The organism is Paenisporosarcina sp. P4_D4, assembly GCF_056401835.1.
Map to the genome: position 1 here is coordinate 1 of NZ_JBFUIO010000070.1, position 12,719 is coordinate 12,719.

Here is a 12,719-nt window from a genome sequence, read left to right on the forward strand (position 1 = left end):
GCCATTTGGCCTCGTGTTACAGGTTCGTCCGGATGAAATTTCCCATCCGTATATCCTTTAATAATATTAAGTTTTAATGATGAATCAATTGCACCTGAAGCAACATTTTTTTTCGTTACATCTGGAAAATCAGTATCACGTGGAGTCGTATCCAAATCTAGTGCTCTAGCAATCATCAAGGCAGCTGCTGCACGTGAAACCGTATCTTTAGGTCCAAAACTGCCATCTTTATAACCACTGATGATTTCCTCATTAAATAAGTACATCATCTCTTCAAAAAATGGGTCACCAGGTTTCACATCCGTAAACCCTTCAGCATTCGCTTGTCCAACATTTCCTGTTAATATCAGAACAAACGAAAATAGTAAAACATAAATCTTCTTCACTCATATCCTCTCCCTTTATCAATAGAATAACAATAATGGAATATAATTGGTACATTTTTCAAGGTTTACTTATTTCCTGAACGTAAACATTCTTCCAAACTCTACTATCAGCAAGCACGAAAAAAAACTTTAAAAGTTTTTCCGAAAAACTATTGTAATATTTTCATACATTGGTATAATAAATCTTGTCGTTAAATATTATGTGGTCCCGTGGTGTAGCGGTTAACATGCCTGCCTGTCACGCAGGAGATCGCGGGTTCGATTCCCGTCGGGACCGCCATTTATCTTGAATTTACAATCCGCAAAGAAAGGAAACTTTCTCTGTGGATTTTTTTGTATAATTAAAAAGCCCATCGCTTTACGCTACTCTTGTTCAAATAAAGTGAAGTATTGCGGTGGATTCGGTACACTAGAGAAAACATCAGTGAGGTATTAAATATATGACTTATATAAAACGAGTCACATCCCTTGAAGAAACGGAACAATTTGGCCAGCGATTAGGGTCTCTTGTTCAAGCACAAGATGTGATTACACTAGAAGGCGATCTTGGCGTAGGCAAGACGACTTTTACAAAGAGCTTCGCAAAAGGATTGGGTGTCGAGCGTAATGTGAACAGCCCAACCTTTACGATATTAAAGCAATATGAAGGTCGCTTGCCTTTCAATCATTTGGATGTTTATCGTCTAGCTGATAGTGAAGAAGACTTAGGTTGGGATGAACTGTTTTACGGAGATGCCGTAACGGTGATTGAGTGGGCAAAGTTGATTGAATATGATTTGCCGAAAGAGCGTTTGCAAATCGAAGTTTTCCACGAAGATGAATTTGCTCGACGTTTTGAAATTACGCCTATAGGTGAACGCTATGAGCAATTATGTAAGGAGTTATTTGCATGATATGGTTAGGGATTGATACATCGAATGTGCCATTGACGATAGCGGTAGTCAAAGACAATCAGTTATTGGTTGAATGGACAAGCTCGATAAAAGTAACGCATTCTGTAGGGGCTATGCCTGCTGTAGAAGAAGCATTAAGACAAGCGGATATTAAACCGAATGAACTGGATGCTATTGCCGTAGCAGAAGGCCCAGGATCCTACACAGGAGTTCGCATCGGGGTCACAATAGCAAAAACATTGGCTTGGACGTTGAAAATTCCGGTTGTTGGGGTTTCAAGTCTTCAAACGCTTGCTGGCAACGGTTCACTTTTCAATGGGATCATTTGTCCAATTATGGATGCCAGAAGACAAAATGTGTTTTCAGCCATTTATACGAATGAGTTGGAATCTATTCTGCCAGATGGTCATTATGCGTTGGAAGCAGTGTTGGAAGAGTTGGCGACGAGAGAAGAAGATATTTTGTTTGTAGGGAAAGATGTAGCGATTCACTGGGAAGCCATTCAACAAATTTTAGGTGAACGTGCTATTCGTGCACCATTTCATCAGGACTTGCCAAAAGGTTCTGTGGTAATTGAGCAAGCAATGAAGAAACCATTGCCTTCAATAGAAGAAACGCATCATTTCGTACCGGATTATAAGCGGATTACGGAAGCTGAAACAAACTGGCGTGCTGAACAGCAAAAGGCTGGTCAAACGAATGAGTGAATCAGTCAGCTATAGAAAAATGACCTTTGACGATATTGACGGGGTCTTGAGAATTGAACATGAAGCCTTCAGTCAACCCTGGACACGCGATGCGTTCGTTCAGGAGATGACAACAAACTTGCATGCGTATTATTTAATCGCTGAAGATGAAGATCAACAAATTGTAGGTTTCTGTGGGATGTGGCTCGTAATGGATGAAAGCCATATCACAAACGTCGCAGTGACCGAGCATGTGAAAGGCCAAGGAATCGGAGAAGGACTTATGCGTGAAGCGATACGAGTGGCAAAAGAGCATGGTGTAGTGCTGATGACGTTGGAAGTACGAGTTAGTAATACGATCGCTCAAAATCTGTACCGTAAATTAGATTTTCAAAATGGTGGAATCCGAAAAGGTTATTATTCAGATAACCATGAGGATGCACTGGTGATGTGGGTGGAATTCAAATGACGAAAGATCAAATTATATTAGGTATTGAAACGAGCTGTGATGAGACGGCTGCATCAATTGTGCGTAATGGAAGAGAAATCGTATCCAACGTCGTTTCATCTCAAATCGAAAGCCATAAACGCTTCGGGGGAGTAGTCCCAGAAATCGCTTCTCGACACCATGTAGAGCAAGTGACAATCGTGATTGAAGAAGCGTTGAAGCAAGCGAATATGCAGCCAAGTGATTTGGATGCTGTAGCTGTTACCGAAGGACCAGGACTTGTCGGTGCATTGCTAATCGGTATTAATGCCGCAAAAGCATTCGCGTTCGCAAATCAATTGCCCCTAGTTGGGGTTCATCATATTGCAGGGCATATTTATGCCAATCAGTTAGTGGAGCCTATGCAATTTCCTTTATTGGCCCTGGTCGTATCAGGCGGGCATACGGAAATAGTTCTAATGAAAGAACATGGGTCGTTTGAGCTGATTGGAGAAACGCGTGATGACGCGGCAGGGGAAGCATATGACAAAGTAGCGAGAGTGTTGAAGCTTCCTTATCCAGGTGGTCCGCATATTGACCGGCTAGCGCATGAAAGCGAAGAAGCTATCGCATTTCCACGTATTTGGTTGGAAGAAGGATCGTATGATTTCAGCTTCAGCGGCTTGAAGTCATCGGTCATCAATTATATGCATAATGCTGAACAGCGTGGGGAAGAGATTAAACCACAAGCGGTTGCTGCAGGTTTCCAGAACAGTGTGGTTGAAGTGCTCACAGCGAAGACATTGCGTGCAGCCAAGCAATTTAACGCTAAGCAAGTAATTGCAGCTGGTGGAGTTTCTGCGAACAAAGGATTGCGAAAATCGCTAGAAGACACTTTTGCAAAAGAAGGAATTCCGTTTACAGTTCCACCTTTGTTTTTATGTACCGATAATGCGGCAATGATTGCTGCTGCTGGCTCTGTTATGTTCGGAAAAGGGATTACAAGTACACTGGCAATGAACGGCAGACCGGGTATGACATTATTCGACTGGAATTAAGTAGGATCGATTCTCTAATAAAAGAGAATCGATTCTTTTTTTAGCAAAAATGAATTGTGATGTCAATAGAGAACATCTGTACTTATGCACATTTTGTGGACAACTTGTGTATAAGTGACTGGAATTCAATATATAGTGGTACGATTTACATTGAAGTATGTGTATAAAAACTTTTTTTTCTGTGGATAGTGTGCATAAGTCTGTTGATAGATTGATATATCAACCTTTTGCATGTGAATAAATTTGTGGAAAGAAAAATGTCGAAATTTGTACTTGACCCATATATATGGGTCTTAAATAGTAAGAAAATACCGCATGTTTTGACATGCGGTAACAGTTAATATGATTCTAACTCTTCTTCTAATTCAACCCATTCTGTCATGAATGTTTCTTGTTCTTCTTTATAAGCATCCAGCTCTGTTTGAAGGGTCATTAATTGCGTATGATCTTGGAAAATGGCTGGGTCACATAATTTTTCTTCCACAGCATTAATTTGTTCCTCAATGGTTTGTAATTGAGTTTCAAGTTCTTCCAAGCGTCTTGTGATCTGTCGTTCCCGTTTCTTTGCCTCTTTATCGATGGTGGAAGTGGATTGCTTCGCCGTTGCAGCTTCTATTGCTTTAGGACCTGCTTGCTCAGCTCGAATTTCTTCTAACTCTTTTTTCTTTTCGACATAGTAATCGTAATCACCTAAATATTCAAAGGCACCATCACTTGATAACTCAATCACTTTCGTGGCAATCCGGTTAATAAAGTAGCGGTCATGTGATACGAATAGGATAGTACCGGGATAGTCGATTAAGGCATTCTCCAGTACTTCTTTGCTATCAAGATCCAAATGGTTAGTTGGCTCATCGAGAATCAAGGTGTTGGCTTTCAACATCATCAGTTTCGCCAAAGCAACACGCGCTTTTTCACCGCCTGATAATGAAGAAATCGATTTAGTCACATCATCACCACTGAACAGGAATCGTCCTAACACATTCCGGACATCTTTCTCATTCATTAATGGCCATTCGTCCCACAATTCTCTCAGTACGGAGCGAGTTCCCGTCAATTTTGCCTGTTCCTGGTCATAGTAACCGAATTGAACATTGGTCCCGTAATGTATGGATCCATCTATCGGTGGGATATCCTTAACCACCGTTTTCAGTAAAGTGGATTTCCCGACACCGTTCGGTCCGACCAGGGCGATGCGGTCTTCACGGAATACACGGAGGTTGACGTCCTGAGAGACAGGTTTCCCAGAATAACCGACTGTTACATCTTGCACTTTCAAGACGTCATTGCCACTTTGACGGTCAATAGAAAATCCGAAATTCGCAGATTTTTCATCCCCGTCCGGCGAATCCATCCAATCCGTTTTCTCCAATACTTTGCGACGTGACTGTGCCATCTTAGTCGTGGAAGCACGTGCAAGGTTACGTTGAACAAAATCTTCAAGTTTAGCTTTTTCCTCTTGTTGCTTATCAAATGTTTTCATATCGCGTTCGTACGTCTTGGCCTTTTCATCCAAGTAAGCACTATAATTACCTACAAAACGTTTCACTTTGTGACGGGAAACTTCATATACAAAGTTCACGACTTGATCAAGGAAGTAACGGTCATGCGAAACGATAAGTATCGCACCAGGATATCCTTGAAGATAACGCTCCAGCCAACTGAGCGTATCGATGTCCAAATGGTTCGTCGGCTCATCAAGAATCAGTAAATCTGGCTTTGTTAATAATAATTTAGCCAATGCCAGTCGAGTTTTTTGACCACCCGATAGCGATTGAATTGGTTTTGTGTATTCTTCAGGGAAGAATTGCATTCCGTGAAGGACGGAACGGGTATCCGCTTCATACTGATAGCCACCGGAGTCTTTGAATGCCACTTGTTTATTGTCATAGTCAGACATGATACGCGCATAAGACTCAGCGTTTTCATATACTTCGGGATTCGCCATTTGCTGTTCCAGGGAACGCAATTCTCTTTCAGCATCCCGGTGATGCTCAAAAATGGTCATCATTTCGTCCCAAATGGATAAGTCGGAGTCAATGCCTGCATGTTGTTCCATATAACCGACTTTTGTGCCTTTAGGAATGATGATTTCTCCAGAGTCATACGACATTTCACCTGCAATAATTTTCAGGAGTGTCGACTTTCCGRCACCGTTTCGTCCGACTAAAGCCACACGGTCACGATGGTTAATTTCAAGTTTGACACCGCTTAATATTTCATCGACGACAAACGATTTATATAATTGATTCACTTGTAAGACAATCATGAATTCCACCTCAGTTCTCACTTAGTTTAATGGATGCCAGGAACTCATGCAACGACTGAACTTTACTTCTCTCATTTACTCATGTAAGATGAAAGCGATTTCGCTTGAATGCAGGAGGAACGGCATGAAACAAGAACCGCTTAAAATTCCACAAGCTACAACTAAAAGATTACCTCTCTATTACCGATTCATCCAAAACTTCTCGAACGCAGGGAAGAAAAGGGTATCTTCACAGGAACTGAGTGAAGCGATGAAAATAGATTCAGCAACTATTCGCCGGGACTTTTCACATTTTGGTGCGTTAGGCAAAAAAGGTTACGGTTATGATGTGCCAAATCTGTTGGCATTTTTCCGTCAAACACTCGATCAGGATGAAGAAACGAATGTCGCATTAATTGGTGTAGGTAGTTTAGGGACGGCATTTCTGAAATACAATTTCCATAAAAATCATAACACCCGAATCGTAGTGGCATTTGATACAAGTGCAACGAAAGATGGGATGATTAGTGACATCCCGATCTTCGAGCCTAGCAAGCTAGAAGAAAAAATACAGGAATACGGAATCGAACTCGTGATTTTAACCGTGCCTTCAAGAGCAGCGCAGGAAGTAACGGACCGATTAACGAAAACATCCGTAAAAGGGATTTTGAACTTCACGCCGATTCGTCTGACTGTCCCTGATACGATACGTGTTCATACAATTGATTTGTCCGTAGAGCTGCAAACACTGATTTACTTCATTAAACAGGATGAAGAAACGTTCACACATAATTCATAGAAGCAAATAGCAAACTAAGCAAAAATGCGTTAAAATAAATATAGACACGAGGAGGTGCCTATCATGCCTACAGGTCCATTGAGTATTTTATTGATTGTGGTAGTGGCTTTACTTGTATTCGGTCCGAAAAAGCTTCCTGAACTGGGACGAGCATTCGGCAGTTCGCTTCGCGAATTCAAAAATGCAACAAGAGGTCTAGTCGATGACGACGAAGATGACGATCATAAAAAGAAGAAAAAGATAGAAGAAGAAGATAAGTAAGTACGTTAGGGTGTTTTTCTGATGGAAGAAAGAGACATGACTACAGTTGAACATATTATTGAATTAAGAAAACGACTGATGATAATCGTCGTTTTCTTTGTTATAGCAGTGATCATCAGCTATTTCCTAGCTGGCCCACTGATAGAATTTTTGCAGGTAAGTGAAGAAGCACGCAACATAACATTGAATGCATTTAAAATTACGGATCCATTTAAAATATTAATTTCCGTAATGATGGTTTTGGCAATAGTCATGACATCCCCACTCATTTTATATCAAATTTGGGCATTCATTTCTCCAGGACTCTATCAAAAAGAGCGAACGGCAACTCTTAGCTACATTCCGTTTATCTTTTTGTTATTTATAGCAGGGGTTTCATTTTCCTACTATGTCGTATTCCCATTTGTCATCCATTTCATGGCTGACTTATCAGCTGATCTGAACATTGTGCAGACAATCGGGATCAATGAATACTTCGAATTCCTGTTTCAATTGACCATTCCATTCGGTTTTGTTTTCCAAATGCCGGTTATCTTGCTGTTCCTGACCCGATTAGGGATTTTGACACCGATGATGCTGACCAAGTATCGCAAGTATATTTACCTTGTGCTTGTGGTGGTTGCGGATATTTTAACGCCACCAGATATTATGTCGCACGTTTTGGTTACACTTCCGCTCATCTTGCTGTTTGAATTCAGCATTGTCATAGCCAAAATAGGCTATCGCAAATTTATAAAGGCAGAAGCTCTTCAAAAAATCGAAGAAGCGAAACGCCAAAATGAAAGCCTTCCACCTCTATAATGGTGGAAGGCTTTTTGCTTTTAGTGCTTTTATTATTGTGAATTGGATAGTGATTCTAAATACTTTTGATAGCGTTCAATGTTCTCCATATTTAATTGAATCAATACAACAAACCCATTCAACAGCATATGGGAGATGATCGAAGTCAAAATTCGTCTAGTTTTATAGTATAAAAATGCGAATATAAATCCTGACACGGCATAGAGTAAAAGGTGTGTGAAATCAAAATGGATAATCGCAAATACGATGGCACTCACTGCACCTGCAATGAAGAAATTTGTTTTTTGGACAAGGTTACCGAAAATGACCCGTCTGAAAATCAGTTCTTCAAGAATAGGGGCAAACAAGGCAATCGCAAAAATCGCCATTGGCACTGCTTCGGCAATTTGTATTAGTGAAGCGGTATTTTCGGATCCCTGCTCGATTCCAAAGGATTGTTCAATAAGCGAGGCAATGGCTTGTCCGAAGAGTACCATAAAGAAACCGGCAATTCCCCAAAGAATCGAAGCGGGGACAGAACTCTTTTTACCCTTTAAGTGATTTAAAAAAGCACCATCTTTACGAATGATTAGTAAAACAATAAGTGTGGCCACTGCCATGCTCAGGAACACCCACCAGCCACTTGCTAACAACTTGGCTTGCTCGATTTCCATGCCTTCCCGACCTTTCAAATAGCTGAAAATGAGGGGAGCAAATAAGGCGCCAGACAGTTGCATTACGATGTAAACCAATATGAGATAAAACGCTGTTTTGTTATTTTTCACAGATAGTTTCCTTTCATCAAAAGAAGTTCTCTTCCTATTGTATTGTTTTTCGTGAGTCCTCGCAAAGAATACAAAAAATCTGTATGTTCCCACTTGCAAAAATGTGAGTGATTCATTATGATAGGAATTGTGTTAGCACTCAAGAAGAGAGAGTGCTAATAAAATAATTACTACCATTCAAGGAGGTTGTTTCACTTGTTAAAACCATTAGGCGATCGTATTGTAATCGAATTAATCGAAGCTGAGGAAAAAACTGCATTCGGTATCGTACTTCCAGACTCTGCTAAAGAGAAGCCGCAGGAAGGCAAAGTAGTTGCTGTAGGAACTGGTCGTGTACTGGATAACGGCACACGTGTTGAGTTGGATGTAAAAGAAGGCGACAAAATCATCTTCTCTAAATACGCAGGTACTGAAGTGAAATTTGAAGGTAATGAATTCTTGATTTTACGTGAAAATGATATTTTAGCAATTGTAGGCTAATACTTAAACATATTTTAGGAGGGTTTACAAAATGGCAAAAGAAATTAAATTCAGTGAAGACGCACGCAGTTTGATGCTTCGTGGTGTAGATAAATTGGCGGATGCTGTAAAAGTAACGCTTGGACCAAAAGGACGTAACGTCGTTCTTGAGAAAAAATTCGGTTCACCACTTATTACTAACGATGGTGTAACGATTGCAAAAGAGATCGAACTTGAAGATCCATTTGAAAACATGGGCGCTAAGCTTGTAGCTGAAGTTGCTTCTAAAACAAATGAAATTGCAGGTGACGGTACAACTACGGCAACAGTTCTTGCACAAGCGATGATTCGCGAAGGCTTGAAAAACGTAACAGCTGGCGCTAACCCAGTCGGTATCCGTAAAGGTATCGAAAAAGCGGTTGCTGCTGCAGTTACTGAGTTAAAAGAAATCTCTAAAGAAATCGAAGGCAAAGAATCGATTGCTCAAGTAGCATCTATTTCTGCTGCTGACGAAGAAGTTGGTCAATTGATTGCGGAAGCAATGGAACGCGTTGGAAACGATGGCGTTATCACAATTGAAGAATCTAAAGGATTCACAACTGAGCTTGATGTAGTGGAAGGTATGCAGTTTGATCGCGGTTACGCATCTCCATACATGGTTACGGATTCAGAGAAAATGGAAGCTATTTTAGAAAATCCATATATCTTGATCACGGACAAAAAAATCACAAGCATTCAAGAGATTCTTCCAGTATTAGAACAAGTGGTTCAACAAGGTAAACCATTGATCTTGATTGCTGAAGACGTTGAAGGCGAAGCTTTAGCTACATTAGTAGTGAACAAATTACGTGGCACATTCAATGCAGTTGCTGTAAAAGCACCTGGATTCGGCGACCGTCGTAAAGCTATGTTGGAAGATATCGCGGTTCTTACAGGTGGCGAAGTAATCACTGAAGAACTTGGTTTAGACTTGAAGTCTGCTAACATCACTCAATTAGGACGCGCAGCGAAAGTTGTGGTAACGAAAGAAAACACAACAATCGTTGAAGGTGCTGGCCAACCAGAAAAAATTTCGGGTCGCGTAAGCCAAATCCGTTCACAATTAGAAGATACTACTTCTGAATTCGATAAAGAAAAACTACAAGAACGTTTAGCAAAACTTTCAGGTGGTGTTGCCGTGATTAAAGTCGGTGCAGCAACTGAAACAGAACTAAAAGAGCGTAAACTTCGCATTGAAGATGCACTGAACTCTACACGTGCGGCTGTTGAAGAAGGTATCGTTTCTGGTGGTGGTACTGCACTAGTTAACGTCTACAACAAAGTTGTGGAAGTAACTTCAGATGCAACAGGTGACGTGGCAACTGGTGTGAAAATTGTTCTTCGTGCTCTTGAAGAGCCAGTTCGTCAAATCGCAAACAACGCAGGTCTTGAAGGTTCAATCATTGTGGATCGTTTGAAACGTGAAGAAATCGGTATTGGTTTCAACGCAGCAAACGGCGAATGGGTGAACATGATGGAAGCGGGTATCGTGGATCCAACTAAAGTTACTCGTTCTGCACTTCAAAACGCAGCATCTGTAGCAGCCATGTTCCTAACTACTGAAGCAGTAGTAGCAGAAATTCCAGACAAAAATGCAGGCGGCGGTATGCCTGACATGGGCGGAATGGGCGGCATGATGTAATATAGTCTCGAAAAAGTTGATATATCAATGCTTTTAAGACTTGAAAGTTTTTGGTGCCGGAATGGTGCCGTGATTTTAATTCGTAGTTGATTTTGAGAGGCTTTTCATGAGTTCACTGAACTTTTGAGAAGCCTCTTTTTTTCTATCCTTAGTTATGTGTAGAAATTAAAAGGAACTTCAACCCGGACGTTCCTTTTATTTCGCTCTCAGAATATTAAACGCAGCATAAGCTAGCGTTGCTTTTTATGTAAATTTATTAATTGTTAATCAAAAGAATTGAGTTTAGATTTAGATTTAATGCCCATAATAATCTAAGAAAACAATTCAAAGGATGATATCGTGATTTATATATATAATGACTATGGTGGAACTCATACTACAGCTCTGGCAGCGGCATATCATTTAAAAGAAATTATCCAATCAGAACGAGAACTGACAAAAGAAGAAATATTAAGTGTAAACTATTTCAATAAGTTAACTAAAAAGGATTTTGGAAACATCATTTTCCATGGGATAGATGAAAATGGAGACCCAGTGTATACAATAGGTCGGAAATCTTCTAAACTTGTTGTTCCAGCAATGAAAAATTTAATTTTATTGATTCAAAGTAAACATCAATTTCATGAACAAATAATCTTCTCCAATACATCACCAACTGTACCATTAGCGATGTCGATTGGGGGTTTTTTTTCTAGAGGATTAAAAATTGATTTTATTGGTGTGCCATTATTAGTTATTGGTGCAAAACAATGTTGTGATAATATTTTTCGGTTGGTAGAAAATACAAAACAAATAGCCCAAAACAATAAGGATCAAGTAATTGTTTTAGAAAATAACGAATATAAGTAAAACTTTTTAATTCTATTTATTTCTGTTATAAAAAAATTCTTTAGCATGTAAGAGATTGTTTGTTTACAGTAGGAACATTATGCGCAACATCGCTAACACCGATTGAGGTTTATTTTTTATGCTCATTATTAAAAGGAATCTAATACCTCAAGGTGAATTTATACTTAAGTAATTAAATCGAGGTGTTTAAATTGAGTGATGAAAGCTTTATGGTATAAGTTAATGATGGTTATTACAGCTACAAGTGTAACTTTTATATTAGGACTAAATATGGATAAATATGGAAACTATATTGCTCTGTTCTTAAGTTCTATTCTTACAGTATTGACTACAAAGGATCAGTTTCAACAATTCACCACTAGACATCTTAAGTTAGGTAGAAGAGCAGCGGATATTGTAATGTAATTTTGCTAACATAGTGTATATGACTAGAGGCTTCACATAAATTGTTCAAGTTTATGTGAAGCCTCTTTTTTATTTCTTTAGCTCGAATACTGATGTCATTCAAAGGGGAATGCTTTTTCATTGTCTAAAATTAAAGGAATATTTATAATACAGCAAGAATAGAATTGGAAAGGATAATAATTTATTGTGAAACGATAAATATCCTGTTAAAATCAAATTGAAGATAAATAGGAGAGGTGCTTTATATGAAACGAGAAACACTCTTTTTAAAGGTAGTTATTTTTCTTATGGGAATTCCGATTCTTGCTTTATGTATATTTGTGTTGCCTGAGTTCGCTGACCTTTACACAGAATTCGAAAATGGGCTGGCTTATTTGCAATATCCTGTTTTAATCTGTATGTATGCAACGGCGATTCCGTTTTTCTTCGCTCTGTATCAGGCTTTAAGACTTTTAAGCTATATTGACAAGAACGAAGCTTTCTCGGAATTATCTGTAAAGGCTTTAAAGAATATAAAATACTGTGCAATCACAATCAGTATCTTATATGTGGCAGTATTGCCAGCCATATTTCTCGTAGCAGATTCAGACGATGCCCCTGGACTCGTAGTAATCGGAATGGTCATTATTTTTGCTTCAATTGTGATTGCAGTCTTTGCTGCTGTTCTTCAAAAGATATTAATAAATGCCATAAATATAAAATCAGAAAATGATTTAACGGTCTGAGGTGAGTAAAATGGCGATTATAATCAATATTGATGTGATGTTGGCTAAAAGAAAAATGAGCGTAACAGAACTTTCGGAGAGGGTTGGAATCACAATGGCTAACCTTTCTATATTGAAAAATGGAAAGGCAAAAGCAATTCGATTATCAACTTTAGAAGCTATTTGTAAGGCTTTGGACTGTCAGCCTGGGGATATTTTAGAATACAAAAGTGACATAGACACACTGGGATAATAAGATTAGAAAACAAATTTAATTAACTAACGAGATGCGTTGATC

General features: G+C 39.3%; 15 protein-coding genes and 1 tRNA gene. 13 read left to right on the forward strand and 3 right to left on the reverse strand.

Annotated elements, in window-relative coordinates:
• Window positions 1-386, reverse strand: a 386-nt coding sequence (locus tag AC1DSL_RS13125) for an S-layer homology domain-containing protein (protein WP_477532507.1), incomplete at its 3' end; no start/stop codon positions are given.
• Window positions 387-590: 204 nt separating this feature from the next.
• On the opposite strand from AC1DSL_RS13125, the gene AC1DSL_RS13130 reads away from it, so the two are divergent.
• From AC1DSL_RS13130 to tsaD, 5 genes are all read left to right on the forward strand, one after another.
• A tRNA-Asp gene (locus AC1DSL_RS13130) sits at window positions 591-666 on the forward strand.
• A gap of 160 nt (window positions 667-826) precedes the next feature.
• Window positions 827-1,279, forward strand: a complete 453-nt coding sequence (gene tsaE / locus AC1DSL_RS13135; RefSeq protein WP_477532508.1) for a tRNA (adenosine(37)-N6)-threonylcarbamoyltransferase complex ATPase subunit type 1 TsaE — start codon at window positions 827-829, stop codon at window positions 1,277-1,279.
• Entirely contained in the window at window positions 1,276-1,986 is a 711-nt protein-coding gene (gene tsaB, locus AC1DSL_RS13140) for a tRNA (adenosine(37)-N6)-threonylcarbamoyltransferase complex dimerization subunit type 1 TsaB (RefSeq protein WP_477532509.1), read from the forward strand. Before tsaE ends, tsaB begins: the two co-directional genes overlap by 4 nt.
• A complete protein-coding gene (gene rimI / locus AC1DSL_RS13145) occupies window positions 1,979-2,434 on the forward strand; it encodes a ribosomal protein S18-alanine N-acetyltransferase (protein WP_016429482.1) in 456 nt (151 codons plus the stop codon). Before tsaB ends, rimI begins: the two co-directional genes overlap by 8 nt.
• Window positions 2,431-3,450, forward strand: a complete 1,020-nt coding sequence (tsaD, locus tag AC1DSL_RS13150; RefSeq protein WP_477532510.1) for a tRNA (adenosine(37)-N6)-threonylcarbamoyltransferase complex transferase subunit TsaD — start codon at window positions 2,431-2,433, stop codon at window positions 3,448-3,450. The genes rimI and tsaD overlap by 4 nt, the downstream gene beginning before the upstream one ends.
• Window positions 3,451-3,787: 337 nt before the next feature.
• Here the strand turns inward: tsaD and AC1DSL_RS13155 are convergent, their stop codons facing one another.
• Window positions 3,788-5,719, reverse strand: coding sequence for an ABC-F family ATP-binding cassette domain-containing protein (locus tag AC1DSL_RS13155; RefSeq protein ID WP_477532511.1), 1,932 nt, complete (start codon window positions 5,717-5,719; stop codon window positions 3,788-3,790).
• A gap of 124 nt (window positions 5,720-5,843) precedes the next feature.
• On the opposite strand from AC1DSL_RS13155, the gene AC1DSL_RS13160 reads away from it, so the two are divergent.
• The 3 genes from AC1DSL_RS13160 to tatC all read left to right on the forward strand — a co-directional run bounded on the left by AC1DSL_RS13160 (window position 5,844) and on the right by tatC (window position 7,559).
• Entirely contained in the window at window positions 5,844-6,497 is a 654-nt protein-coding gene (locus tag AC1DSL_RS13160; RefSeq protein WP_477532512.1) for a redox-sensing transcriptional repressor Rex, read from the forward strand.
• Between the two features lie 63 nt (window positions 6,498-6,560).
• Window positions 6,561-6,758, forward strand: coding sequence for a twin-arginine translocase TatA/TatE family subunit (gene tatA / locus AC1DSL_RS13165; RefSeq protein WP_477532513.1), 198 nt, complete (start codon window positions 6,561-6,563; stop codon window positions 6,756-6,758).
• 21 nt (window positions 6,759-6,779) lie between these two features.
• A complete protein-coding gene (gene tatC, locus AC1DSL_RS13170; RefSeq protein WP_477532514.1) occupies window positions 6,780-7,559 on the forward strand; it encodes a twin-arginine translocase subunit TatC in 780 nt (259 codons plus the stop codon).
• A gap of 32 nt (window positions 7,560-7,591) precedes the next feature.
• Here the strand turns inward: tatC and AC1DSL_RS13175 are convergent, their stop codons facing one another.
• Window positions 7,592-8,323 carry a lysostaphin resistance A-like protein gene (locus AC1DSL_RS13175; RefSeq protein ID WP_477532515.1) on the reverse strand — a complete coding sequence of 244 codons (732 nt, stop codon included), beginning with the start codon at window positions 8,321-8,323 and terminating at the stop codon, window positions 7,592-7,594.
• Between the two features lie 195 nt (window positions 8,324-8,518).
• On the opposite strand from AC1DSL_RS13175, the gene groES reads away from it, so the two are divergent.
• The 5 genes from groES (at window position 8,519) to AC1DSL_RS13200 (ending at window position 12,674) form a co-directional block, all read left to right on the forward strand.
• A complete protein-coding gene (gene groES, locus AC1DSL_RS13180) occupies window positions 8,519-8,803 on the forward strand; it encodes a co-chaperone GroES (protein ID WP_016429475.1) in 285 nt (94 codons plus the stop codon).
• 31 nt (window positions 8,804-8,834) lie between these two features.
• Window positions 8,835-10,463 carry a chaperonin GroEL gene (groL, locus tag AC1DSL_RS13185; protein WP_016429474.1) on the forward strand — a complete coding sequence of 543 codons (1,629 nt, stop codon included), beginning with the start codon at window positions 8,835-8,837 and terminating at the stop codon, window positions 10,461-10,463.
• A gap of 339 nt (window positions 10,464-10,802) precedes the next feature.
• The gene (locus tag AC1DSL_RS13190; protein WP_477532516.1) at window positions 10,803-11,312 is read left to right on the forward strand and encodes a DUF3189 family protein; all 510 of its coding nucleotides are present in this window, start codon (window positions 10,803-10,805) and stop codon (window positions 11,310-11,312) included.
• Between the two features lie 650 nt (window positions 11,313-11,962).
• Window positions 11,963-12,442 carry a DUF2975 domain-containing protein gene (locus tag AC1DSL_RS13195; RefSeq protein ID WP_342542902.1) on the forward strand — a complete coding sequence of 160 codons (480 nt, stop codon included), beginning with the start codon at window positions 11,963-11,965 and terminating at the stop codon, window positions 12,440-12,442.
• Between the two features lie 10 nt (window positions 12,443-12,452).
• The gene (locus tag AC1DSL_RS13200) at window positions 12,453-12,674 is read left to right on the forward strand and encodes a helix-turn-helix domain-containing protein (protein ID WP_016429471.1); all 222 of its coding nucleotides are present in this window, start codon (window positions 12,453-12,455) and stop codon (window positions 12,672-12,674) included.
• The last annotated feature ends 45 nt before the right edge of the window (window positions 12,675-12,719 follow it).